We start from the raw sequence: 22,134 nt of genomic DNA, 5'->3' as shown, positions 1-22,134 counted from the left end.
CAGCCAAGAGATAGCGATGCCTTCCACCCTGCTGGGCCCTTGCGAGTTCCGCGAGGAGATTCGCAAGAGTCGATTCATCACCCTCGCCGCACCCATTGCCAGCGTGCAGGACGCCCAGGCGTTCATCGAACGGAACAGCGATCTGGCGGCCACTCACAATTGCTGGGCGTGGAAACTGGGCGACCAGTACCGCAGCAACGACGACGGCGAGCCGGGCGGTACGGCAGGCCGCCCCATTCTGGCGGCCATCGAGGCGCAGGATTGCGACCAGGTGGTGGTGCTGGTGATTCGCTGGTACGGCGGTATTCAGCTGGGCACCGGAGGATTGGCCCGCGCCTATGGCGGGGGGGCGAACAAGTGTCTGCAACAGGCCCCCAAGCGCCTGCTGATCGCGCGGGTGGCGGTGTCGTGTTCCTGCACGTTCAGCGAGCTGGCCCTGGTCAAGCTTCGCGTGGCCGAGGCTGAAGGGCTGGTGACTACGGAAGATTTCACCAGCAATGGTGTCGATCTGCAGTTGGCAGTGGCCAGTGAAGTCATCCCGACCCTGGCGCAGCAGTTGGCTGACCTTTCGCGGGGACGGATCGTGCTGCAAGACGCTGCTTCATGAACCTGCGGCCTGTCCACGCTGAGTGCTAGTCTGTTTCCTTTTTCAGGAGCGTCGCGATGACAACTGCAAAGAAAGCGCTGGTGATCGGTGCCTCCCGTGGCCTGGGCCTGGGGCTGGTGGAACGCTTGAGCGAGGATGGCTGGGAAGTGACGGCCACGGTTCGTGATCTGGGCAATGTCCCGGCAGGGCTGACGGCCACCGGGGCCACGGTGGAAGCACTGGAGATGACTCGGCTGGAATCGATGGATGCATTGGCCCAGCGTCTGCAGCAGCAGCGTTTCGATCTGCTGTTCATCAATGCCGGGGTGTCCGGGCCGGCGGGCTACAACACCGATCAGGCCAGCGATGCGGAAATCGGCGAGCTGTTCGTCATCAATGCCGTGGCGCCGATCCGCTTGGCCCAGCGACTGGCAGGCAATGTCGCCGACGGCGGTGCGATTGCGTTCATGAGTTCGGTGCTCGGTAGCGTGGCGATGCCCGAAGGGTCGTCCATGGCGTTGTACAAGGCGAGCAAGGCGGCCTTGAATTCGATGACCAATACGTTCGTGACCGAGCTGGCGCGGCCTGCGCTGACGGTACTGGCGATGCACCCGGGATGGGTGAAGACCGACATGGGCGGTGAAGGGGCCAGTCTGGACGTTGCCACCAGTACCCGGGGATTGGTGGATGTGATCACCGGGCAGTTGGGCAAGGGTGGGTTGCAGTTTCTGGATTACCGGGGGGAGCGGATTGAGTGGTGAGGGGCTTGCAGGGGTACAGGGGTATCAGAGGAGGCCTCTTCGCGGGCAGAGCCCGCTCCCACAAGTTTGCTGCCGCAAGGTGCAGGATGTTGGTTAGAGGCCCAGGATCGATAGCATGATGAAGGTGGCGAACAGTACGAAGTGAGTCATGCCTTCAATGGCGTTGGTTTCGCCATCGTTGAGGTTGATGGCGCAGATCAGCAGGGTGATGAAGATCATCACGGTCTGGACCGGGGTCATGGCCATCTGGAAGGGCTGGCCGCTGTACAAGGCCAGGCCTTCCATCACCGGTACGGTAAGGATCACCGTCGACAGCGAAGCGCCCAGCGCGATGTTGACCACCGACTGCATGCGGTTGGCCAACGCTGCGCGCAAGGCGGTGAGAATTTCCGGTGCGGCGGAAATGGCGGCCACCAGAATGGCCGTTACCACGGGTGGCGCGCCGGTGCCTTCCAGACCCAGGTCGATGGTCTTGGACATGACTTCGGCCAGCGCACCGATGATGACGATACCGAACACCAGCGTCCCCACCGACCAGCCCAGGTGAACCGGCTTTTCCGGTTCAGTGGTCACGCCTTTGCGCTTCTTCTTTTCCGGGTAGTTGTAGCTGAAGAAGTAGCTGTGCGGGCCGACCTGCATGCGCAGGAACAACGCGTAGAGCACCAGCATGGCGCCGATGGTGAAGCCCGAATAGACCTTCCAGTTGCCCTCGGGGATGAACTCGGGGACCACCATGGACACGCCCATGGCAGTGAGAATCATGACGCTGTAGCTGCGCGCCGAATCGTCGTTGTAGGACTGCTCGCCGTGCTTGAGGCCACCCATCAGTGCGGCAAGGCCGAGGATGCCGTTGATGTCGAGCATTACCGCCGAATAGATAGTGTCGCGCACCAAAGTCGGTGACGGCTCGTTGCTCATCATGATGCCCAGTACCACCACTTCGACCAGTACCGCCGAGAGGGTGAGGATCATGGTGCCGTAGGGGTCGCCGAATTTTTCGGCAAGCAATTCGGCATGTCCCGCCACGCGCACCGAGGCGAAGATGATCGCCACGACCAGGGCGATGCCTGCGCCCAATGCCACGCCTTGGCCGTGGCTGAGCAGGTAGTGCTCGGCCGGAAAGGCGACGCATGCGGCGATCACCGCCAGAAGTAGAAATTTTTCCTGCTTGAGTAACGCGATCATGGCCTGCCTTCGCTGATTGCTGCGACCTGTGCCGCGGTAAGTAACTGGATGTAACAAGAATCAGCGGATCAGAGTGTGCGATCACGGCAAAGGTTCAGGGCCGGGCCTGTGCCTGGGCCACCAGCCAGTCATGGATGGCGCGTCGGGTGGGGGTATTGAGGGCGCCTTCGCGGTACGCCAGCACGTATTTCTTGCGCGCCTGGATGGGCCACCCGAACGGCACGATCAGCGAGCCTTGTTCCAGTTCGTCGGTGATCAGTGCCCGGCGCGCGATGGCCACGCCCATGCCCATGCGCGCGGCGTCGATGGTCAGGTGGTTGCGATTGAAGGTGTGCCCACGGCGCACGTCGATGCCTTCGGCGCCGATGGCCGAGAGGTAGAACTCCCACTCCGCGTATTCATAGCTGCCACGCCAGGCGGTGATGTCGTGCAGCAACGGGAAGTGAACCAGTTGGCCTGGGCTGTCCAAAGGCGGCCGACCTTCGAGCAGCAGTGGCGAGCAGACCGGGAACAACTCTTCCTCCAGCAAGGGCGTGGTGACCAGGCCGGGGTAGCTGCCATCGTTGAGGTCGATGGCCAGATCGAAGTCATCGTCGCGCAGGGAGCCGCTGCTGTCTTCGGCGATCACGCGCAACTGCAGCTCGGGAAATGCCCGTTCCAGGCTGGGTAGCCGTGGCATCAGCCACTTGCTCAAAAAGGAGGGAATGCTGCGCAGCTTGAACACCCCGCCGATCGCTCCGGAATGCAACAGCCGCAATTCTTCGTCGATGCGGCTGTGCACTTCGTTGGCAACCACGGCAAGCCGCTGGCCCTGTGCAGTCAGTTGCAGACCGCGACCCACGCGGTGGAACAGTGGAAAGCCGAGCCGATCTTCCAATTGCTTCATCTGCTGGCTGATGGCACCGGGGGTGACATGCAGTTCATCGGCGCAGCGGGTGAAGGACAAATGCCGCGCGGCGCAGGCGAACACTTGCAGCCAGGCGTGCATTTGGGCATTGAGGATTTTGCTCATCGGTGAGCCCCGCTAAACAATGACTTAGTAAGTATCGTTTGTCTGAAATGTCTGTCAGCTCAAAGATAAGGCACGAGTGTATAGAGAGAGAATGGGGCAGACATGGCTATCAGCGTATTCGACATGTTCAAGATCGGCATCGGGCCCTCCAGTTCCCATACGGTGGGTCCGATGCGCGCCGCTGCCCTGTTTGCCAAACACCTGACCGGACGCGGCATGGCGCCGCTGGTGGAGCGTATCGAAGTCCGCCTGTATGGCTCGCTATCGGCGACCGGCGTGGGCCATGGCAGCGACCGCGCCACCCTGATGGGCTTGATGGGTGAATGGCCGGACCGAGTCGACCCGCAAACCGTAGGGCCACGGGTGGACGAGGTGATCCAGCGGCAGTGCCTGCACCTGGGCGAGCACGCGATCCACTTCGACTGGCAACGCGACATGCTGCTGCTCGATGAGAGCCTGCCCTACCACCCCAATGGCATGACCTTGCTGGCGCATCTGCAGAACGGCGAGGTGCACGAGCAGACCTACTACTCGGTCGGCGGCGGTTTCGTGATCGATGCCGAGCAGGCTGCCAGCGGTGTGCTGGACAACGACACCACGGCCCTGCCCTACGATTTCTCGTCGGCGGCGCAGTTGTTGAGTTTGTGCAAACGCACCGGCCTGAGCATCTCGGCGCTGATGATGGAGAACGAAAAAGCCTGGCGCTCCGAAGAGCAGATCCGCGAACAGCTGGCGGTGATCTGGCAGGCGATGCAGGCCTGCGTGGACAAGGGGCTGACCGGGCAAGGCATTCTGCCCGGTGGGCTGAATGTGCGGCGCCGCGCCTATCGGTTGCACCAGAACCTGCAGGAGATCGGCAAGCCCAACGTCATCGGTTCGACCTTGAGTGCCATGGAGTGGGTGAACGTCTTCGCCCTGGCGGTGAACGAGGAGAATGCCGCCGGCGGGCGCATGGTGACTGCTCCTACCAATGGCGCGGCCGGTATCATTCCGGCGGTGCTGCACTACTACATGAAGTTCTGCCCTGAAGCGTCGGCCGACGACGTGGTGCGCTTCTTCCTGGCCGCCGCTGCGGTGGGCATTCTGTGCAAGAAGAACGCTTCGATTTCCGGTGCCGAGGTGGGCTGCCAGGGCGAGGTCGGTTCGGCCTGCGCGATGGCCGCCGCAGGCCTGGCCGAAGTGCTGGGAGCCACACCGGAGCAGGTCGAGAACGCGGCGGAAATCGGTCTGGAGCACAACCTCGGGCTGACTTGCGATCCGGTCGGCGGCCTGGTTCAGGTGCCATGCATCGAGCGCAATGCGATTGCCGCGGTCAAGGCGATCAACGCCGCGCAAATGGCGCTGCGCGGTGATGGCGAGCACTTCATCTCCCTGGATCACGCCATCCGCACCATGCGTGACACTGGCGCCGACATGCACGACAAGTACAAGGAAACCTCGCGCGGGGGTTTGGCGGTCAATCTGGTGGAATGTTGAGCTGCCTGTTGTGTAAAAGAGAATGTTTTTTGATCGCAACAGCCTGATATGGAATAGTACCCGCCGTTTTTGCGCGCCTGCCCAGCGCGCAGGTTTCACAGCGAAGGTATTTGTCCATGCGCAGTTCCCGCCTCATCTCCATGATCGCCATCGGTGCCCTGGCCCTGTGCGCCAGGCTGGCCGTCGCCGCACCCATCGATATCGATGACGGTCAGCACACCGTCCATCTGCCCCAGGCGCCACAACGTGTGGTGGTGCTGGAGTTTTCCTTTCTCGACAGCCTTGCGGCGGTGGGTGTCACGCCAGTGGGGGCTGCCGATGATGGCGATGCCAACCGCGTATTGCCACGAGTACGTCAGGCCATCGGCCAATGGACGTCGGTGGGCTTGCGCGCGCAGCCCAGCATCGAGCAGATCGCACGGCTCAAGCCCGACCTGATCATCGCCGACCTCAACCGTCACCAGGCGCTGTACAACGACCTGGCGAGCCTGGCACCGACCCTGCTGCTGCCATCGCGTGGGGAAGACTACGAAGGCAGCCTGAAGTCTGCCGAACTGATCGGCCAGGCGCTGGGCAAGCGCGAGGCGATGCAGGCGCGGATCGCCCAGAACCGTCGCAGCCTCGCCGACATCGCCGGGCAGGTGCCAGCCGGCACCAAAGTGCTGTTCGGTGTGGCTCGGGAAGACAGCTTTTCCGTGCACGGCCCCCATTCCTATGCGGGCAGCGTATTGGCGGCCATCGGTTTGCAGGTTCCGCCGGTGCGCAGTCATGCGGCACCGACCGAGTTCGTCAGCCTGGAGCAATTGCTGGCGCTGGACCCTGCCTGGCTGCTGGTCGGCCACTACCGGCATCCGAGCCTGGTCGACACCTGGAGCCAGCAGCCACTGTGGCAAGTGCTGGGCGCAGTACGCAATCACCAGGTCGCGGAAGTCGACGGTGACACCTGGGCACGCAACCGTGGGGTGATGGCGTCCGAGCAGATTGCCGAGGATGCATTGGCCATTCTCAAGGGCGGCAAAGCCGCCATGACGCCCTGAATGAGGCGTGGATGGGCGACGGCGCTGGGCGTGGTGACCGTCGCCGGGCTGTTCTGGATCTCTCTTTATGCCTGGTCGCCGTTCACGATCAGTCAGGTTGATGTGTTCAACGGTTTGTTCAGTCAAGGCCGCGAGGGCGGCAACATGGCCTATATCGTCGCCCAACTGCGGGTGCCGCGAGCACTGTGTGCGGCCTTGGTCGGTGCCTGCCTGGGGCTGGCGGGCGCATTGATGCAGGGCATTACCCGCAATCGCCTGGCGTCGCCGTCACTGTTCGGCGTCACGGCCGGTGCTGCGCTGGGGCTGGCGTTGTTCTCCACGGGGCTGGTGGCCCTGCCGTTTGCCGGTGGTGCGCTGCTGATGACGTGTCTGGGGGGCGCCTTGGCCTGGGTGATCGTCTTCAGCCTGGGCGGCGCCTGGTCGCCGACGGCTGCGCAAGGCCGACTGGTGCTGGCCGGCGTCACGGTGGCGGCACTGTGTGCGGCGCTGACGCGGTTGACCGTGATACTGGTCGAGACGCAGGCACAGAGCGTGCTCAACTGGCTGGCCGGATCACTGGCCAATGTGGGTGCCGCGCAACTGCAATTGCTATGGCCGTGCACCTTGGTGGGCGCCGTGTGGGCCATGTTCTGTGCGCCGCGTCTGAACCTGGTGAATCTGGGCGAGGATGCGGCGCGCTCGCTGGGGGTCGGCATCGCCAGCCTGCGCCTGCAGGTGTTCTTCGTCAGCCTGCTGCTGGTGGGTGCAAGCGTCTGTGCGGTTGGCCCGATCGGTTTCGTGGGGCTGATCGCGCCGAACATCGCTCGACAATACCTAGGCAACGACTATCGCTGGCTGATGCCGGCCAGCGCCCTGCTGGGAGCGGCGATCGTGCTGGCGGCCGACCTTGTCAGCCGCGCCGTGGCGTTCCCGGCGGAAACCCCGGCCGGGGTGGTGACCGCCCTGATCGGCGCACCGTTCTTCCTGTACCTTGCCAGGCGCACGCAATGACTCGGCCCTACCCTCGCCTGCTGATCCTGCTTGCGCTGGTGCTGGCGGCCCTGTGGCTGAGCCTGAGCGCCGGCACGTCCTGGCTGGCGCCGGGCACGGTATTCGATCGTCTGATGGCGCACGATGCGCTGGACTTCGAGGTATGGAACCACCGCCTTCCACGCGCACTGATCGCCATCCTCACCGGCAGCGCCCTGGGCCTGGCCGGTGCCCTGGTGCAGGGGGTGATCCGCAACCCGCTGGCCTCGCCGGAGATTCTGGGGGTGACCCAGGGTGCCGGGCTGGCCCTGACCATCGCCATCATCGCTTTTCCGCAGTTGCCCTTCACCTGGCTGCCTCTGGTTGCAGGGGTGGGCGGCGCTGGCGGCGCGCTGCTGCTGGCGCTGTACAACAGCGGCGTGAGCTTTTCCGGCGTGCGCTTTGCATTGTCCGGGGTGGCGATCGCCGTCACTTTGTCCAGCGTCACTGAGTTTCTGATCCTGTCCCACCCGCTGGACATCAACACCGCCTTGCTCGCCCTGACCGGCAGCCTGTGGAGTCGCAATTGGCATCACGTCGAGCTGGCGCTGCCGTTTCTGCTGCTGATTCCGTTGGCACTGGGCCTGGCAAAACCGCTGAACCTGATCGGCCTGGGCGACGAAGCGGCGCACAGCCTGGGCACGGCGCTTGCGCGCACGCGCTGGCTGGCGATGGGCATGGCGGTGCTGTTGAGCAGCCTGGGCGTGGGTATCATCGGGCCGGTGGGTTTTCTAGGGCTGGTGGCTCCGCACATGGCACGGCGACTGGTGGGTGGGCATCATCAGCACCTGCTGCCGGCTGCCATGCTGGTCGGCGCACTGCTGCTGGTGCTGGCCGACACTTTGGGACGCACGCTGATCGCGCCCAGCGAGATCCCGGCGGGCATCTTGACCGCGGTGATCGGCGCTCCCTACTTTCTCTGGCTGCTGGCACGCTTCAAGGGCTGACATCATGAGCATCATCAAGGCCGACGGCGTCGACATCGGCTACGGCGCCAAGCCTATCGTTCGCAACCTCTCGTTCACCCCGCCCGCCGGGCAGGTCACTGCGCTGATCGGCCCCAACGGCTGCGGCAAATCGACCTTGCTCAAGGCGCTGGCACGCATCATCACGCCGCAGTCGGGCACCGTGAGCCTGGACGGCCAGGCGTACGCGCAACTTTCGTCGCGGACGCTGGCGCGACAGGTCGCGTTTCTGCCGCAGGTGCTGCCCATCCCCGAAGGGGTCAGCGTGGCCCAATTGGTGGCTTATGGACGCAGCCCGCACAACAGCTTCTGGGGGCGCCTGAGCGGGGCGGACCGTGGCGCCGTGGATCAGGCCCTGCAGCGCATGGGCCTGGAAGCGCTCGCCGATACTGCCCTGGCGGACCTCTCCGGTGGCCAGCGGCAACGGGCCTGGCTGGCCATGGTGCTGGCGCAGAATACCCCGGTGGTGCTGCTCGACGAGCCCACGACCTATCTGGACATCAGCCATCAAGTCGAGCTGCTCGATCTGATGCGCGAGCTGGCGGCCGAAGGCAAGACCGTGGTCACCGTGCTGCACGACATCAACCAGGCGTGCCGCTACGCCGATCATCTGGCGGTGATGCATCAAGGTCGCCTGGTGGCTGATGGCACGCCTGCGCAGGTCGTCGATGCCGAGTTGATGCAGCGGGTGTTCGAGGTGCAGGTGCAGGTCATCCGCGAACCGGTGGCAGGCACGCCGATGTGTGTGGTGGAAAAGAGCACCCGCACGCCAACCTGAACCGACCCGGCCTGGCCGAGCGTCGGCGCGAAGGTGTCGTCCGGCCCTGCGCGGCTGCGGGTGGGGGGCAATACCTGTAGAATCGTCCAGGATTGCACCTGATGAGAGAATGAAGACACCATGTACGACTGGCTCAATGCCTTGCCCAAGGCCGAACTGCACATGCACCTGGAAGGCTCGCTGGAACCCGAGCTGCTGTTCGCCCTGGCCGAGCGCAACAAGATCGCATTGCCCTGGAATGATGTAGAGGCGCTGCGCGGAGCCTATGCGTTCAACAACCTGCAGGAGTTTCTCGACCTGTATTACCGCGGTGCCGATGTGCTGCGCACCGAGCAGGATTTTTACGACCTGACCTGGGCCTACCTGCTGCGTTGCCAGGCCCAGAACGTCGTGCACACCGAACCGTTCTTCGACCCGCAGACCCATACCGACCGTGGCATTGCCTTCGAGACCGTGCTGGGCGGCATCACCGCTGCACTCAATGATGGCCGCACCCGGCTGGGTGTCGACAGCGGTCTGATCCTGAGCTTCCTGCGCCACCTGAGCGAAGACGAAGCACAGAAGACCCTGGACCAGGCACTGCCCTTCCGCGATGCCTTCGTGGCCGTGGGTCTGGACAGCTCCGAGATGGGCCATCCGCCGAGCAAGTTCCAGCGTGTGTTCGACCGTGCCCGCGACGAGGGCTTCCTGACCGTGGCCCACGCGGGCGAGGAAGGTCCACCGGAGTACATCTGGGAAGCCCTGGACCTGCTCAAGATCCAGCGCATCGACCACGGCGTGCGGGCCATCGAGGATGAGCGGCTGATGCAGCGCATCATCGACGAGCAGATCCCGCTGACCGTGTGCCCGCTTTCCAACACCAAACTGTGCGTGTTCGATCACATGGGCCAGCACAACATTCTCGACATGCTCGAGCGTGGCGTGAAGGTCACGGTGAATTCCGATGACCCGGCCTACTTCGGTGGCTACGTCACCGAGAACTACCATGCGTTGCACACCCATCTGGGCATGACCGAGGATCAGGCCCGGCGCCTGGCGCAGAACAGCATGGATGCACGCCTGATCAAGCAGTGAGGCTGGTGGCGTCGAAACGACGCCCATTGTCATCGGTGAAATGCGCTGTCAGGTGCCCAGGCGGCCGATCTCGATCATGCCCAGCCGCGTCACCTGCAATGAGCGGCTGTCTTCATTGAGCTTGAGCCAACCCGACTGCAGAAACAGGGTCAGCAACCCTGCACCCAGCGCGCCACCGAGGTGCGGGCGCTGGGTGCTCCAGTCGCAGCAGCTGTTCAGCGGCTGGCGCTCGCGGTTGACCAGTGCCTGGGTGTAGATGCCTCGACTGGCTAGGCGGCTGCTGCCGAGCGCGGTGACTTCCAGACGTTGCTCATAGTGTTCGAGCCAGCCGTTTTCGACCATGCGCTGGAACAGGTCGGCCGCCAGCACGCCCCCCAGATGATCGCCACACAGACGTACTTGATGCAGCGCCCTGGGCGAGCATGGCTTAGGTACGCTGATCGGCGCCGCCGTTCCTGTCTTGGCCTGCACCAGCGATACGCTGGCCAGCGCTTCCACGGCGGCCCCCACTTCTGGCTTGGCCAGGCGGAAGAAGCGCTTGCGCCCGCGGGCTTCGAACGTCAGCAGACCGCCGGCCGACAGCCGCGCCAGATGCGCGCCGGCCGAAGATGCCGACACACCTGCCAGCGATGCCAGCTCATCGGCGCCCCGCGTGGTACCGTCGATGAGGGCCCAGAGCATCGCGCTACGTTTGGGGTCGGCCAGCAATGTGGCGATCCTGCTGATGCAAGGTGTTGGTGGCATGTATTCACTCCCTGTGGAAACGTTCGTCAATCTGGCAATGGTTGCCGGGGTGATTATATGCACCCTTCCGTTGTACGGAATTGGGTGAAATCGTCGAGGCTGACCCTTGAATGCGAGGGATATGCAATACCCCGTACTTGTATTTACCGTGGTTACCGGCGGCAATTTCCAAGACATTTGCTCAAGTGCCCGCAACGTATCGCTCGTTTGCCGAAACGGCGATCGAAGACAGGGCTTAGGGCAGGCAAGACCCCACACCCCACACGGACTTTTCCCGCAATGTCCGTCCTTGCAGACCTACATGATTGTCTTGAGTGGAGTGCCCCACCGTCAGTCCGACGGGCAGCCGGGCCATGCTCGCATGCTCCGAATGAGGATTACACTGGGCCCTCATCTCGAACCCGAGGACATCACAATGAACGTTCTTCTTTCTGAGTTGAAGCAGCCACGTGGCACCCGCTGGCAAGTGAGCATGGACCAGCACGTGGTGTCTTTTCGCAGCGAAGCCGAGGCACGAGCGTTCATCGCCACGCTCGAAGCTCGCCTGCAGGCGCCCCACGGCCTGCCGCAGGTGCGGCAGGCCAGTACCGGCTAGGCGGCTGTCTGCTGGTCGCGGCGCTGCTGGCAGCGGCGAGTCAGTAACGCCGCGCAAACGGCAAGCAGGCCGCAGCCGGCGATCACCCAGGCCATGGGCATGGCGGTGCCGTCGTGCAGTACGCCCACCAAAGAAGCAGTGGCGGCAGCAAGGCTGAACTGCAGGCAGCCCAACAGGGCCGATGCGCTGCCGGCGCGTGAACCCTGGCCGCTCATGGCGCAGGCGGAGGCATTAGGGATGATCCCGCCCAGGCTCGCCAGACAGACGAACAGCGGAATCAACAGCGGCCATAGTGCCGCTGGCTTCAGCGCGCTGAGGGCGAGGAGCACGGCGCCTGCCGCCATGTAGATCCACACGGTGCGTGACAGCAGCCACGCCGGGCCGCGACGAGAGAGCAGACGGGCGTTGACCTGCGCCATCAGGATGAAGCCGGCTGCGTTGCTGCCAAACAGCCAGCCGTAGTGTTCGGCCGGTACGCCGTAGAGCTTGATGAACACGAAGGGTGAACCGGCGATGTAGGCGAACATGCCGGCCATGGCGATCCCGCCGGTCAGCGCATGGCCCATGAACACCGGATCCATGAGCAATCCACCGTACAGCTTCGGCGCGCCGCTGAGCGGGCGTCTCGGCCTGTCCGCCGGCATGCTTTCGGGCAGGCCGAGGGCGACGGCCAGGGTGCAGGCGGCGCTGAACAGGGTGAGCACGATGAAGATCCACTGCCAGCCCCAACCGTTCACCAGAACACCCCCGAGCAGAGGTGCCAGGATGGGCGCCAGACCCATGACCAGCATCAGTTGCGAGAAGACCTTGGCCGATCCGACCGCATCGCATTTGTCGCTGACGATGGCACGGGCCAGCACCATGCCTGCGCAACCACCCAGAGCCTGGACGAATCGGGCGGCGATCAGCCACTCCAGAGTGGGTGCGAAAGCGCATGCCAGCGAGGCCAGGGTGAACAGCGAGACGCCCACGAGCAACGGGACCCGGCGACCGAAGCGGTCGGCCACGGGGCCGTAGATTAGTTGGCCGATCGACAGCCCCAGGAAGTAGGCCGCCAGGGTGGTCTGGATGTGTTTTTCGTCGGTGGCGAAGGCCAGCGCCATGGCAGGGAAGCCAGGCAGGTAGAAGTCGATCGCCAGGGGCCCGAACGCGCTGAGCGCCCCCAGGATCAGGATGGTTTTGAAGTTCATCGGGTATTCTTTATGTCCAGGCAATACAGGCGACCTAGTCTAACCGGGTTGCGCGGGGATCGGGGTGAAGGTTCCGTCTGGGAGATTGCCCATGGGTGACAGCGGTTGGGGTGGGTCAGGGGGACCGCGGTGCGGGCGGACGCGGCTTGCACCGCTGCTACAGGGGACGGTTTCGCCCGTAGTTGCGGTGCGTGCGGTGGGTTATGCGGAGGTTGCGCTGTAGCCTTCTTCGGCGATCAGTTGGATGATTCTATCGGGCGGCAGCTGGGTGTTGGTTTCGACCTTGCCCGCTGCCAGGTCTATCTGAACCTCGGCACCCGGGTCTTGGGCGGTGATCGCTTGGGTTACGGCGCGTACGCAATGGCCGCAAGTCATGCCTTGCACGTTGAACTGTTGCATGGGTGGTACCTCGCTGAACGGGATTGCAGTCATTCTCAACCTTGCCATCGGGGCAAGGTCAAGTTTCGGCCGGTCCGGCCGGGCTGGAATTCCTCAGATCACTCGTCCAAGCTGGACGCTGACCCTACTGGCAGGAGAGATTCGATGCGCCCGATGATTCCATGGCTGTTCGGGATGTGTGCCCTGGCGGCACAAAGCTGTTGGGCCGGTGCGGGTACCGGGCAGCCGTACGGCATTCTGATCGTTTCCCGGGAGCGACTGGAAGTCGCCACGTCCTGCGAGATCGGGGTCTACCTGCAGGATCAACTGGTCGGCCGACTGTTTCAAGAACAGGCCACCTCCTTCAACCTGCCGCCCGGCCCTGTGTCGGTGGGTCTGCGTCAGTTGCCTGGACAGATGCCCGGGTGCGCGCCGGGCATGACCGAATACAAACCGGTGATTGTGACCCTGCAGGCCGGACAGATCCAGAAATTCCGCATTGCAGCAGGCAGTGCCGGCCTGTACCTCAAGCCCGAGCCGCTGGAGTATTGACCTTGTCCAGTGGGCAAGGTTGATACTGGCGCAAACGCTACCGAGGGCATTCCAATCATGAACATTGGCCAGGCCGCCCGTGAAAGCGGCCTCAGCGCAAAAATGATCCGCTATTACGAGTCTATCGGGCTGCTCGCGCCAGCACTGCGCAGCGACAGCGGATACCGCCTGTATCAGGCCGCAGACCTGCACACGCTCGGCTTCATCAAGCGCTCGCGCGACCTTGGATTTTCACTGGAAGAAGTGGCCCGGCTGCTGACGCTGTGGCAGGACCGGGAGCGCGCCAGCGCCGATGTGAAGCAATTGGCACGCAAGCACATCGACGAGCTGGACCGTCGCATCAGTGAGCTGAGCCAGCTGCGCGATACGCTAGTCCATCTGGTAGACCATTGCCACGGCGACGACCGCCCAGAGTGCCCGATCCTTCAGGAGCTGGCATCCGGGGGCTGTTGCAACTGACACGGGAGAAGGCGCCCGTAGCCTATGGCCGTGTGCCTACTGCAACCAGGGCGGTGGCGGCTCTTCCGTAGTCTTGGTCGGCTGCTCGTCGGCTTCGCGCGCGGCACGTCGACGAATGTCGTCCAGGCGCGCGGCCTCGATTTCCCGCATCACGCCGCCGACATCGGCCTCCACTTCCTCTTCGACGAACTCGCCCGTCAGCACGCTGGCCGGGTGCAGTTTGCCTTCCTCGTACAACGCCCACATTTCCTTGGCGTAGCGGGTCTGGCGCAGCTCGGGAGCGAACCGGCCGAAATAGCTGGCCATGTTCCCGACATCACGTTCCAACATGCTGAAGGCGTGGTTGTTGCCTGCAGCATCTACGGCCTGAGGCAGATCGATGATCACCGGGCCGTCGGGCGTGAGCAGCACGTTGAACTCGGAAAGGTCACCGTGCACCAGACCCGTGCAGAGCATCAGCACGATCTGGTGGATGAGGAACGCGTGGTATTCGCGCGCCTGATCGGGTTCCAGCTCGACGTCATTGAGACGCGGCGCCGCATCGCCGTACTCGTCGCAGATCATCTCCATGAGCAGCACGCCCTCGAGAAAATCGTACGGCTTGGGCACACGTACACCGGCGCTGGCCAACTTGAACAGCGCCGCGACTTCGGCGTTCTGCCAGGCGTCCTCGGTTTCCTTGCGGCCGAACTTGGAGCCCTTGGCCATCGCCCGAGCCTGTCGGCTGTTGCGCACCTTGCGGCCTTCCTGGTATTCGGCCGCCTGGCGGAAGCTTCGTTTGTTCGCCTCCTTGTAGACCTTGGCGCAGCGCAATTCCTTGCCGCAGCGCACCACATAGACAGCTGCTTCTTTACCGCTCATGAGCGGTCGCAGCACCTCGTCCACCAGACCGTCCTCGATCAGCGGTTCAATGCGTTTTGGAGTCTTCATCAGCTTTTATTCTGGGTCCTTCGTAGCCAAACACGCGAATTCTGACGGCATCCTCTCACAGCGAGCGCGGCTTGCCGACCCGAGCCTGTAAAAGGATGCAAACTACTCGCCAAGCGGTGGCCGATCATAGCGCTTTCCCGGCGCAGCGACAGCGGCGCCTGGGCATCAAAGCTCGCCCGGGGTGAAACCGAACAACCCCTTGAAAGCGGCGATGAAGGCCGAGGTGGACTCATAGCCGTGGTTCAGCGCCGCCGTTGTGACGCTGTCACCCTGCTCCAAGGCCTGCAGCGACGACAGCAGCCGCATGCGCTGGCGCCAGGCGCGAAAGCTCAGGCCGGTTTCGCGCTGGAACAGGCGCATCAGGGTTTTTTCCGAGGTGCCGAGGCGGCTTGCCCACTGGCTCAGCGTGGTGGCCTGATCGGGCGTCGCGATCAGCTGATTGCACAAGGCCAACAGCCGATGCTCCCTGGGCAGGGGCAAGGAGAACGCCACTTCAGGCAACACTGCAAGCTGGTCCAGCAACACCTGCACCAGACGCGCCTGCGCGGTGTCCCCTGCCGGGTACTCATGGGGCAACTCGCAGAAGCCCTTGATCAACTCACGTGCCAGCGGCGTGACTTCGAGCACCTTGCAGTGCTCGGTGAGCCAGGGAGACTCGTCGCGGCGCACGTACAGACTGCGCATCTCGGCGCGCATCGAGGTGACGACCTTGTGCTCGACACCGGCTGGAATCCAGATGCCCCACTGTGGCGGCGCGAAGAAATTGCCTTCGTCGGTATGGACGCCGAGCACGCCGCTGATGGCGTAGGAAAACTGCGCCCAGTCGTGCCGATGGGCTGGAGTCCACGAACCTGCGCCCAGACTTTCGGCACGGGCGTACAACGGGCGTGGCAGGCTGACCAGATCGGGAATGGAGCGGGGTGGCGGAGCGTGTCCGTTTATCGGCATTGGTTGGCTCTCTATCGCGAGACGGTAACAGAGTGCCTGAGTTAGCCTGTCGGTCTCAATGTTCATCGACGCACAGGCGATTCTTTCATGCACATTTTCAAACACCTCAAGCGCGTGGTAACCGACTGGTTCCTCTGCGGCATGGTGCTGGCCGTTCTGCTGGCTTGGCTGTTTCCCCGCTTCGGCGCCACCGGCGGCGCGATGCATGCCGGCCTGGTGACCAATATCGGCGTGTTCGTGGTGTTCTTTCTGCACGGCATGAACCTGTCCAGCGAGCAGATCCGCCACGGCTTGAAGAACTGGCGGCTGCACCTGATGGTGCAGGCCTTCACCTTCGTGGTGTTCCCACTGCTGTGGCTGGCCTGCGACAAGACCCTGGGTGCGTTCATTCCCGGCACCTTGATGGTGGGCTTCCTGTACCTGGCCGCTTTGCCGTCGACCATTTCCTCGTCGGTGGCCCTGACCGGCAGTGCGGGCGGCAACGTGCCGGCGGCGATTCTCAACGCCAGCCTGTCGAGCGTGCTGGGCATCTTCATCACGCCGTTCCTCTGCGCTTTGGTGGTCGGCGGGGGCTCGGGCGGCATCGACCTGGGGGAAACTCTGCTGGACCTGTGCGCCATGCTGCTGTTGCCGCTGGTGCTGGGCCAATTGTTGCGCCCCCTGTTCGGCAAGTTCTTCGGGAAGCACAAGCGCTACACCAACCTGATCGACAAGGCGGTGATCCTGCTGCTGGTGTATGCCGCCTTCTGCAACTCGATGATGTCGGGGCTGTGGGAACAGCAAGGCGCGTCGGTCCTGGCCATCGCGGTGGGCGGCAGTGCGCTGCTGCTGGCGCTGATCCTGCTGCTGACCACGCGCACGGCCAAATGGCTGGGCTTCAACCACGCCGACAAGGTCGCTGCGGTGTTCTGCGCCAGCAAGAAATCGCTGGCGGCCGGTGCGCCGATGGCTGCGTTGATCTTCGGCAGCAACCCGGGCCTGGGCCTGATCCTGCTGCCGATCATGATCTACCACCCGCTGCAGTTGATCGTGTGTTCGATCATGGCGGAAAACTATGCCAATCAGCTGCGCCTGGAAGCGGCCGTGGCACCCGTGGGAGACCCTGTCATCGCTCGATGATTGCGGTGACGCCCTGCCCGCCGGCGGCGCAGATGGAAATCAGCCCGCGGCCGCCGCCGGCCTTGTCCAGCAGCTTGCTCAGGTTGCCGAGGATGCGGCCACCGGTGGCGGCAAACGGATGCCCTGCCGCCAGGGAGCTGCCCTTGACGTTGAGGCGAGTACGATCGATCGCTCCCAACGGCGCCTCCAGGCCCAGGCGTGTGCGGCAGTAGTCCGCGTCCTCCCAGGCCTTGAGCGTGCAGAGCACCTGCGCGGCAAAGGCTTCATGGATTTCGTAGTAGTCGAAATCCTGCAGGCTCAGGCCGTTGCGGGCGAGCAAGCGCGGCACGGCGTAGACCGGCGCCATCAATAGGCCTTCCTGGCCGCCGACGAAGTCGACCGCTGCGGCCTCGCCGTCACGCCAATACGCCAGCACCGGCAGTCCGCGTTCCCGTGCCCAGGCTTCACTGGCCAGCAGCACCACCGAGGCGCCGTCCGTCAACGGCGTGGAGTTGCCTGCCGTCAGCGTGCCCTGAGGATTCTTCTCGAACACCGGCTTGAGCGCTGCCAGTTTTTCCAGGGTCAGGTCGGGACGCAGATTATGGTCGCGAACCAGGCCACCGAACGGGGTGCTGAGATCGTCCTGCCATCCCTCGGCATAGGCCGCCGCGAGGTTGTGATGGCTGCGCAGGGCCAGTTCATCCTGCTCCTGGCGGGGAATGTTCCAATGTTGCGCCATCAGCTCGCAGTGTTGCCCCATCGACAGCCCGGTTCTCGGCTCGCCGTTGCGCGGCAGTTCGGGTTTCAAATGCCGAGGTCGCAGTTGCAGCAACGCCTTGGCGCGCTCGCCGAGGAATTTGGCGCGGTGGGTCTGCAACAGAATCTGACGCAGCCCTTCATCGACAGCGATCGGGGCGTCGGAAGCACTGTCGACGCCACCGGCGATGCCGCATTCGATCTGGCCCAGGGCGATCTTGTTGGCCACCAGCAGCGCAGCCTCAAGGCCTGTGCCACAGGCCTGCTGCACATCGTAGGCCGGAGTCTGCGCAGACAGCCGCGAGCCCAGCACGCATTCACGGGTCAGATTGAAATCCCGGGAGTGCTTGAGCACGGCGCCTGCCGCGACTTCGCCCAGCCGCAGGCCATGCAGTGCATAGCGCTCGATCAGGCCTTCGAGCGCAGCCGTGAGCATTGCCTGATTGCCGATCCGCGCGTAGGGCCCGTTGGCTCGCGCGAAAGGAATGCGGTTGCTGCCGATGATGGCAACCCGGCGCACCGGATTCGTGTCAAGGTTCATGGCGGACATCCTGGGTTGGAAGAATCGTGCTGCAAAGGGCCCAGGCGAACGACGCGGGCCTTGCCGTGGTCCACACTTTGAACCCTTTGACCCGGAGCCTGTTCCATGTCCGATCGATATATCGACTTCGTCAACTCCGACCTTGGTCGCCGCTTGGTAAGTGCCGTCGGCCTGCCAGCGCCGGCACGCCTGGAGCGCTGGCAAGGTGGACGCATGCGACCGGTGGAAGGCGCCCTGCTGCTGGGCGGCGGCGCGCTGGCCGACAAGGTTGCCGGCTTCGCCCAGCGCCTCACCGATACGGCCTTCGGTGCCACCGGCCTGCCGGACTGGACCGCAGGGTTGGGTCCTCGCATCAAGGCGGTGGTGTTCGATGCCAGTGGAATCGTCGACAGCATTCAGCTGGCGCGCTTGCGCGAGTTCTTCCAGCCAGTGATCAAGAGCCTGGATCACAACGCGCATATCGTCATCCTGGGGCGCGAGCCTCGCGATCTGGATGACCCCGAAGCGCACATTGCCCAGCGCGCCGTGGAAGGTTTCAGCCGATCGCTGGCCAAGGAACTGCGCAACGGCGGCACCTTGCAGTTGCTCCACGTGGCTCCCGAAGCGGACGAACAACTGGAAGGCGCCCTGCGCTTCTTTCTCTCGCCAAAAAGTGCGTTCGTGTCGGGCCAGGTGCTGTCGTTGCGGGCGAGCACGCGTCAGGTCAGCGACTGGACCCGACCGTTGGCAGGCCGCAAAGCCTTGGTCACAGGCGCTGCGCGCGGCATCGGTGCTTCGATCGCCGAAACCCTGGCCCGCGACGGCGCCGACGTGGTCCTGCTCGACGTGCCCCAGGCGCGTGCCGATCTGGAAGCGCTGGCGGCGCGACTGGGAGGCCGTACGATCGATCTGGACATCTGCGCCAGTGACGCGGCCGAGCGGCTGATCGAGGCGCTGCCGGAAGGGATCGATATCGTCGTGCATAACGCGGGTATCACGCGCGACAAGACCTTGGTCAACATGACGCCCGAGTACTGGGACTCGGTGCTCGCCGTCAATCTGCTTGCGCCGCAACGCCTGACCCAGGCGCTGTTCGATCGCGGCACGTTGCGTGACGACGGTCGAGTGATACTGCTCTCTTCGACTTCGGGCATTGCCGGCAACCGCGGGCAAAGCAACTACGCGGTAAGCAAGGCCGGACTGATCGGCCTGGCCGAGGCATTCGCGCCCAAGCTGGCCACCCGAGGTGCGACCATCAATGCCGTGGCGCCCGGCTTCATCGAAACCGGCATGACCGCACAGATGCCCTTCGCCCTGCGCGAGGCGGGTCGACGCATGAGCTCGCTGGGCCAGGGCGGACAGCCGCAGGACGTCGCCGAAGCCGTCGCCTGGCTGGCGCAGCCAGGCAGTGGTGCCGTGAATGGGCAAGTGCTGCGCGTATGCGGCCAAAGCATCCTGGGGGCCTGACATGGCGATCCATTGGCAGACCTTGCCACGCAACGCTGACCTGCCCCGCGCCTATCTGAAAGCTGCGCTCAATCGCAAGATCACCGGCGAGCGCCTGCCCGATCTGGGCCTGCGCTGCAATCTATCGGCCGACCCAAGGCATCTGGCGGCCTATCGCGAGCTGTGCGGGTTCGGCGAAGGCGGCATGCTCCCCGCCACTTACCCGCATGTCCTGGCGTTCGCCCTGCAGATGCGCCTGCTGACCGACAAGCGTTTTCCGTTTCCAGTGCTGGGTCTGGTGCATCTGCGCAATCGCATCCAGGTGTTGCGCCCACTGGGCGGCGTCGCCGGCGTGCGGGTCAGCGTACACGCGCAGAATCTGCAGGCCCACGAGAAAGGCGTGACATTCGATCTGGTGACCCAGGTCGATGACCCCCTGGGCCCGCTCTGGCAGGAACACAGCACGATGCTATGTCGCCAGGCAAAGATCGACGGTTTGCCAAACCCTGTGCAGACGGATGCCCAGGAGCCCCAATCCGCATTGGTCGCGGTGCATCGCTGGTACGCCGCCGCCGACACCGGGCGGCGCTATGCGCGGGTCTCGGGGGACTACAACCCGATTCACCTAAGTGCGCTGAGCGCACGCCTGTTCGGCTTTCCCACCGCCATCGCCCATGGCATGTGGAGCCTGGCGCAGAGCGTGGCCGCGCTGCGTGAGCGCTTGCCGCAGAGCAACTACCAACTGGAGTTGGCGTTTCACAAGCCGGTACGCCTGCCCAGCGAGCTTATTCTCAGTGCCAGCGCGGCGGGCCCGAGTGGAGAGCTGGCGTTGCACGGTCGCGACGATCTGTTGCACATGAGCGGAACCTGGGGCCCGGCGACCCTGTAGCTATTGCGTTCGGCAAAGTTCGGCTTGAAGCTATGCGCCTTCAGGAGCTTTGCAATGAACCTAGACGCACTTACCCAACGCCTGCACCAGATTCGCGAAAACAACGATTGGCGGCGTTTTCACAGCCCGAAAAACCTGGCCATGGCGGCCAGCGTCGAGATGTCCGAACTGCTGGAGATCTTCCAGTGGCTGACCGAAGACCAGTCGCGACACCTGTCGGCCGAGCAACTTGAACACGCAGGCCAGGAAGTCGGCGATGTGGTGCTGTACCTGTTGCTGTTGTGCAGCGAACTGGGTCTGGACATGGATCAGGTGGTGCGCGCCAAGCTGGCCGACAGCGAGCGGCGGTTCGCGCGATGAACGATCGCCATTTCGATCAACTGGCGACCCGTTTCGCCGAAAAGATCTATGGCGGTGCCAAGGGTGCGATCCGACTCGCCGTACTTCAGGCCGACCTGCGCGAGGCCTTGCCGCAGCGTCCTCTGCGGGTGCTGGATGTCGGCGGTGGCCTGGGACACATGGCGTTGTGGCTGGCCGAGCAAGGTCACCAGGTCACCCTGAGCGAACCGGCCGAACCGATGCTCGATGGCGCCCGCGAGCGTTTCGCCGCCGCAGGCCAGGACGCCACCTTCATCCAGGCGTCCTGGCAGCAGTTGCCCGAACTGGGGCTGCCTGCCTTCGACCTGGTGATCTGTCATGCGGTGCTGGAGTGGCTGGCCGAACCGCACGCCATTCTGCCGGTGCTGCATTCGCTGACCGCCGCCCATGGCTGGCTGTCGCTGGCGTTCTACAATCGCGACGCGCTGGTCTACCGCAACCTGCTCAAAGGCCACTTCCGCAAGCTGCACAGCAACGAGCTGGCGGGCGAGAAGCAGAGCCTGACGCCCCAGCAGCCGCTGGACCCGCGCGAACTGGCTGCGCAACTTGGAGGCGCGTGGCATGTCGAATCCATGAGTGGTGTGCGCGTGTTTCACGACTACATGCCCATCGACTTCCAGAAGCGCGCCGACCTGGAACAACTGGTGGAAATGGAGCTTGCCCATCGGCGGCATCCGGCGTTTGCCGGCCTGGGCCGTTACCTGCACTGGATCTGCCGCCCCGCTTGATCGGTATTTCGGAGACTGCCATGCGTCGCCTGTCACTTTGCGCTGTTTGCCTGGCCCTGGCGGCCTGCCAGAGCCCCAATCCCTATGTGGCCAGTTCCAGACCGTTGCCGCCGGCACCGGCGCAGGCCGCGCAGACCTTCGACGCCAGCGCCTATCCCGCGCCTGCGCGCGACTATGCCCAGTACCGCAACTGGGCCTGGGTCAATGGGCAGTTGCCGGCCGGGACCAGCTGGGCAGATTCGGCGCAGATCGCCGAGGCTGTGAGCAATGCGCTCGACCAGCGCGGCCTGCGCCCGCAACGCAGTGGCGGCACTGCCGATCTGCGGGTCGGCACCAGCCTGCGCATGGAGACGCGCCTGCAACAGACCCGTGACGACGTTGGCTACGGCGCCGGGTATGGGCGTGGTTACGGGCCGTACGATCGCTATGATCGCTTCGGCGGTTACGGCAGTTATCCGGTGGTACGCACCTACCAGATCCAGGTCATGGTGGTGCGCATCGACCTGTTCGACGGCAAGAGCGGCCAGCCTGTCTGGAGCGCGAGTGCTGAAACCAGCAGCCAGGGCAGCCTGAGCGATCGTAACGAGGCGTTACGCAACGCGGTACAAAAGGCGCTCACGGCTTATCCTCCTTCCTGATCC

At 64.1% G+C, this 22,134-nt stretch carries 25 protein-coding genes; 17 read left to right on the top strand and 8 right to left on the bottom strand.

Going from position 1 to position 22,134, the window contains the following annotated elements; translation table 11 throughout:
- Positions 1–16: 16 nt before the first annotated feature.
- Positions 17–607 carry an IMPACT family protein gene (locus B2V21_RS11130; protein ID WP_286916876.1) on the top strand — a complete coding sequence of 197 codons (591 nt, stop codon included), beginning with the start codon at positions 17–19 and terminating at the stop codon, positions 605–607.
- Between the two features lie 56 nt (positions 608–663).
- Entirely contained in the window at positions 664–1,347 is a 684-nt protein-coding gene (locus B2V21_RS11125) for an SDR family oxidoreductase (protein WP_286916875.1), read from the top strand.
- A 93-nt stretch (positions 1,348–1,440) separates the two neighbouring features.
- On the opposite strand, the gene B2V21_RS11120 is transcribed toward B2V21_RS11125, so the two are convergent.
- Together B2V21_RS11120 and B2V21_RS11115 are read right to left on the bottom strand one after the other, a co-directional pair.
- Positions 1,441–2,532 carry a calcium:proton antiporter gene (locus B2V21_RS11120; RefSeq protein ID WP_049861939.1) on the bottom strand — a complete coding sequence of 364 codons (1,092 nt, stop codon included), beginning with the start codon at positions 2,530–2,532 and terminating at the stop codon, positions 1,441–1,443.
- A 94-nt stretch (positions 2,533–2,626) separates the two neighbouring features.
- A complete protein-coding gene (locus B2V21_RS11115) occupies positions 2,627–3,544 on the bottom strand; it encodes a LysR substrate-binding domain-containing protein (protein ID WP_056844312.1) in 918 nt (305 codons plus the stop codon).
- Between the two features lie 102 nt (positions 3,545–3,646).
- On the opposite strand from B2V21_RS11115, the gene B2V21_RS11110 reads away from it, so the two are divergent.
- The 6 genes from B2V21_RS11110 to B2V21_RS11085 all read left to right on the top strand — a co-directional run bounded on the left by B2V21_RS11110 (position 3,647) and on the right by B2V21_RS11085 (position 9,882).
- The gene (locus B2V21_RS11110; RefSeq protein ID WP_286916874.1) at positions 3,647–5,020 is read left to right on the top strand and encodes an L-serine ammonia-lyase; all 1,374 of its coding nucleotides are present in this window, start codon (positions 3,647–3,649) and stop codon (positions 5,018–5,020) included.
- A 116-nt stretch (positions 5,021–5,136) separates the two neighbouring features.
- Positions 5,137–6,057, top strand: a complete 921-nt coding sequence (locus tag B2V21_RS11105) for a Fe(3+) dicitrate ABC transporter substrate-binding protein (protein ID WP_286916873.1) — start codon at positions 5,137–5,139, stop codon at positions 6,055–6,057.
- Positions 6,058–7,047 (top strand): iron-dicitrate ABC transporter permease FecC, encoded by a 990-nt coding sequence (gene fecC, locus B2V21_RS11100; protein WP_286916872.1) that lies wholly within the window; start codon positions 6,058–6,060, stop codon positions 7,045–7,047.
- On the top strand, positions 7,044–8,012 hold the full coding sequence (locus tag B2V21_RS11095) for an iron chelate uptake ABC transporter family permease subunit (protein ID WP_286916871.1): 969 nt from the start codon (positions 7,044–7,046) through the stop codon (positions 8,010–8,012). The genes fecC and B2V21_RS11095 overlap by 4 nt, the downstream gene beginning before the upstream one ends.
- A 4-nt stretch (positions 8,013–8,016) precedes the next feature.
- Positions 8,017–8,808: a Fe(3+) dicitrate ABC transporter ATP-binding protein FecE gene (fecE, locus tag B2V21_RS11090; protein WP_286916870.1), complete on the top strand. Its 792-nt coding sequence runs from the start codon at positions 8,017–8,019 to the stop codon at positions 8,806–8,808.
- Positions 8,809–8,928: 120 nt separating this feature from the next.
- Positions 8,929–9,882 carry an adenosine deaminase gene (locus B2V21_RS11085; protein WP_286916869.1) on the top strand — a complete coding sequence of 318 codons (954 nt, stop codon included), beginning with the start codon at positions 8,929–8,931 and terminating at the stop codon, positions 9,880–9,882.
- A gap of 48 nt (positions 9,883–9,930) precedes the next feature.
- Here B2V21_RS11085 and B2V21_RS11080 read toward each other — a convergent pair whose 3' ends face one another.
- Entirely contained in the window at positions 9,931–10,626 is a 696-nt protein-coding gene (locus B2V21_RS11080) for an ArsR/SmtB family transcription factor (protein ID WP_049861946.1), read from the bottom strand.
- A gap of 415 nt (positions 10,627–11,041) precedes the next feature.
- Between B2V21_RS11080 and B2V21_RS11075 the strand changes: the two genes are divergently transcribed.
- Complete coding sequence (locus B2V21_RS11075) at positions 11,042–11,221, top strand: hypothetical protein (RefSeq protein ID WP_049861947.1); 180 nt, start codon at positions 11,042–11,044, stop codon at positions 11,219–11,221.
- On the opposite strand, the gene B2V21_RS11070 is transcribed toward B2V21_RS11075, so the two are convergent.
- Together B2V21_RS11070 and B2V21_RS11065 are read right to left on the bottom strand one after the other, a co-directional pair.
- Positions 11,218–12,411 carry a multidrug effflux MFS transporter gene (locus B2V21_RS11070; RefSeq protein ID WP_286916868.1) on the bottom strand — a complete coding sequence of 398 codons (1,194 nt, stop codon included), beginning with the start codon at positions 12,409–12,411 and terminating at the stop codon, positions 11,218–11,220. The genes B2V21_RS11075 and B2V21_RS11070 overlap by 4 nt on opposite strands.
- A 201-nt stretch (positions 12,412–12,612) precedes the next feature.
- A complete protein-coding gene (locus B2V21_RS11065) occupies positions 12,613–12,810 on the bottom strand; it encodes a heavy-metal-associated domain-containing protein (RefSeq protein ID WP_286916867.1) in 198 nt (65 codons plus the stop codon).
- A 144-nt stretch (positions 12,811–12,954) separates the two neighbouring features.
- Between B2V21_RS11065 and B2V21_RS11060 the strand changes: the two genes are divergently transcribed.
- Both B2V21_RS11060 and cueR read left to right on the top strand, forming a co-directional pair.
- Positions 12,955–13,341 carry a hypothetical protein gene (locus tag B2V21_RS11060; protein WP_056844319.1) on the top strand — a complete coding sequence of 129 codons (387 nt, stop codon included), beginning with the start codon at positions 12,955–12,957 and terminating at the stop codon, positions 13,339–13,341.
- A 57-nt stretch (positions 13,342–13,398) separates the two neighbouring features.
- Entirely contained in the window at positions 13,399–13,800 is a 402-nt protein-coding gene (cueR, locus tag B2V21_RS11055) for a Cu(I)-responsive transcriptional regulator (RefSeq protein WP_282348737.1), read from the top strand.
- A gap of 36 nt (positions 13,801–13,836) precedes the next feature.
- Here cueR and B2V21_RS11050 read toward each other — a convergent pair whose 3' ends face one another.
- On the bottom strand, positions 13,837–14,730 hold the full coding sequence (locus B2V21_RS11050) for a PA4780 family RIO1-like protein kinase (protein ID WP_049861951.1): 894 nt from the start codon (positions 14,728–14,730) through the stop codon (positions 13,837–13,839).
- A gap of 165 nt (positions 14,731–14,895) precedes the next feature.
- On the bottom strand, positions 14,896–15,678 hold the full coding sequence (locus B2V21_RS11045; RefSeq protein ID WP_286916866.1) for an AraC family transcriptional regulator: 783 nt from the start codon (positions 15,676–15,678) through the stop codon (positions 14,896–14,898).
- Positions 15,679–15,765: 87 nt separating this feature from the next.
- Between B2V21_RS11045 and B2V21_RS11040 the strand changes: the two genes are divergently transcribed.
- A complete protein-coding gene (locus B2V21_RS11040; RefSeq protein WP_134723009.1) occupies positions 15,766–16,797 on the top strand; it encodes a bile acid:sodium symporter family protein in 1,032 nt (343 codons plus the stop codon).
- On the opposite strand, the gene B2V21_RS11035 is transcribed toward B2V21_RS11040, so the two are convergent.
- A complete protein-coding gene (locus tag B2V21_RS11035; protein ID WP_286916865.1) occupies positions 16,784–18,073 on the bottom strand; it encodes an acetyl-CoA C-acetyltransferase in 1,290 nt (429 codons plus the stop codon). The two genes, B2V21_RS11040 and B2V21_RS11035, sit on opposite strands and share 14 nt — an antisense overlap.
- Before the next feature lie 105 nt (positions 18,074–18,178).
- Between B2V21_RS11035 and B2V21_RS11030 the strand changes: the two genes are divergently transcribed.
- The 5 genes from B2V21_RS11030 to B2V21_RS11010 are packed head-to-tail and all read left to right on the top strand — an operon-like array spanning position 18,179 to position 22,131.
- Positions 18,179–19,519 (top strand): 3-oxoacyl-ACP reductase, encoded by a 1,341-nt coding sequence (locus B2V21_RS11030; protein ID WP_286916864.1) that lies wholly within the window; start codon positions 18,179–18,181, stop codon positions 19,517–19,519.
- A 1-nt stretch (position 19,520) separates the two neighbouring features.
- Positions 19,521–20,387 (top strand): MaoC family dehydratase, encoded by an 867-nt coding sequence (locus tag B2V21_RS11025; RefSeq protein WP_286916863.1) that lies wholly within the window; start codon positions 19,521–19,523, stop codon positions 20,385–20,387.
- Between the two features lie 54 nt (positions 20,388–20,441).
- Positions 20,442–20,747 carry a MazG-like family protein gene (locus tag B2V21_RS11020; RefSeq protein WP_049861957.1) on the top strand — a complete coding sequence of 102 codons (306 nt, stop codon included), beginning with the start codon at positions 20,442–20,444 and terminating at the stop codon, positions 20,745–20,747.
- The gene (locus B2V21_RS11015; protein ID WP_056844327.1) at positions 20,744–21,493 is read left to right on the top strand and encodes a methyltransferase domain-containing protein; all 750 of its coding nucleotides are present in this window, start codon (positions 20,744–20,746) and stop codon (positions 21,491–21,493) included. The genes B2V21_RS11020 and B2V21_RS11015 overlap by 4 nt, the downstream gene beginning before the upstream one ends.
- A gap of 20 nt (positions 21,494–21,513) precedes the next feature.
- The gene (locus B2V21_RS11010) at positions 21,514–22,131 is read left to right on the top strand and encodes a DUF4136 domain-containing protein (RefSeq protein ID WP_286916862.1); all 618 of its coding nucleotides are present in this window, start codon (positions 21,514–21,516) and stop codon (positions 22,129–22,131) included.
- The last annotated feature ends 3 nt before the right edge of the window (positions 22,132–22,134 follow it).

This window comes from Pseudomonas sp. UBA6276 (genome assembly GCF_002438365.1).
GTDB classification, from domain to species: domain Bacteria; phylum Pseudomonadota; class Gammaproteobacteria; order Pseudomonadales; family Pseudomonadaceae; genus Aquipseudomonas; species Aquipseudomonas coleopterorum.
This window is presented reverse-complemented; position numbering and strand designations above follow the sequence as displayed.

Bases quoted from the DNA above. Each gene is read 5' to 3' on its own strand.
- B2V21_RS11045 (WP_286916866.1), bottom strand. From the start codon at position 15,678: ATGCCGATAAACGGACACGCTCCGCCACCCCGCTCCATTCCCGATCTG.
- B2V21_RS11125 (WP_286916875.1), top strand. From the start codon at position 664: ATGACAACTGCAAAGAAAGCGCTGGTGATCGGTGCCTCCCGTGGCCTG.
- B2V21_RS11060 (WP_056844319.1), top strand. From the start codon at position 12,955: ATGCGCCCGATGATTCCATGGCTGTTCGGGATGTGTGCCCTGGCGGCA.
- B2V21_RS11115 (WP_056844312.1), bottom strand. From the start codon at position 3,544: ATGAGCAAAATCCTCAATGCCCAAATGCACGCCTGGCTGCAAGTGTTC.
- B2V21_RS11035 (WP_286916865.1), bottom strand. From the start codon at position 18,073: ATGAACCTTGACACGAATCCGGTGCGCCGGGTTGCCATCATCGGCAGC.
- B2V21_RS11080 (WP_049861946.1), bottom strand. From the start codon at position 10,626: ATGCCACCAACACCTTGCATCAGCAGGATCGCCACATTGCTGGCCGAC.
- B2V21_RS11050 (WP_049861951.1), bottom strand. From the start codon at position 14,730: ATGAAGACTCCAAAACGCATTGAACCGCTGATCGAGGACGGTCTGGTG.
- B2V21_RS11105 (WP_286916873.1), top strand. From the start codon at position 5,137: ATGCGCAGTTCCCGCCTCATCTCCATGATCGCCATCGGTGCCCTGGCC.
- B2V21_RS11110 (WP_286916874.1), top strand. From the start codon at position 3,647: ATGGCTATCAGCGTATTCGACATGTTCAAGATCGGCATCGGGCCCTCC.
- fecC (WP_286916872.1), top strand. From the start codon at position 6,058: ATGAGGCGTGGATGGGCGACGGCGCTGGGCGTGGTGACCGTCGCCGGG.
- B2V21_RS11030 (WP_286916864.1), top strand. From the start codon at position 18,179: ATGTCCGATCGATATATCGACTTCGTCAACTCCGACCTTGGTCGCCGC.
- B2V21_RS11025 (WP_286916863.1), top strand. From the start codon at position 19,521: ATGGCGATCCATTGGCAGACCTTGCCACGCAACGCTGACCTGCCCCGC.
- B2V21_RS11065 (WP_286916867.1), bottom strand. From the start codon at position 12,810: ATGCAACAGTTCAACGTGCAAGGCATGACTTGCGGCCATTGCGTACGC.
- B2V21_RS11040 (WP_134723009.1), top strand. From the start codon at position 15,766: ATGCACATTTTCAAACACCTCAAGCGCGTGGTAACCGACTGGTTCCTC.
- B2V21_RS11020 (WP_049861957.1), top strand. From the start codon at position 20,442: ATGAACCTAGACGCACTTACCCAACGCCTGCACCAGATTCGCGAAAAC.
- B2V21_RS11070 (WP_286916868.1), bottom strand. From the start codon at position 12,411: ATGAACTTCAAAACCATCCTGATCCTGGGGGCGCTCAGCGCGTTCGGG.
- B2V21_RS11120 (WP_049861939.1), bottom strand. From the start codon at position 2,532: ATGATCGCGTTACTCAAGCAGGAAAAATTTCTACTTCTGGCGGTGATC.
- B2V21_RS11075 (WP_049861947.1), top strand. From the start codon at position 11,042: ATGAACGTTCTTCTTTCTGAGTTGAAGCAGCCACGTGGCACCCGCTGG.
- B2V21_RS11010 (WP_286916862.1), top strand. From the start codon at position 21,514: ATGCGTCGCCTGTCACTTTGCGCTGTTTGCCTGGCCCTGGCGGCCTGC.
- B2V21_RS11130 (WP_286916876.1), top strand. From the start codon at position 17: ATGCCTTCCACCCTGCTGGGCCCTTGCGAGTTCCGCGAGGAGATTCGC.
- cueR (WP_282348737.1), top strand. From the start codon at position 13,399: ATGAACATTGGCCAGGCCGCCCGTGAAAGCGGCCTCAGCGCAAAAATG.
- fecE (WP_286916870.1), top strand. From the start codon at position 8,017: ATGAGCATCATCAAGGCCGACGGCGTCGACATCGGCTACGGCGCCAAG.
- B2V21_RS11015 (WP_056844327.1), top strand. From the start codon at position 20,744: ATGAACGATCGCCATTTCGATCAACTGGCGACCCGTTTCGCCGAAAAG.
- B2V21_RS11085 (WP_286916869.1), top strand. From the start codon at position 8,929: ATGTACGACTGGCTCAATGCCTTGCCCAAGGCCGAACTGCACATGCAC.
- B2V21_RS11095 (WP_286916871.1), top strand. From the start codon at position 7,044: ATGACTCGGCCCTACCCTCGCCTGCTGATCCTGCTTGCGCTGGTGCTG.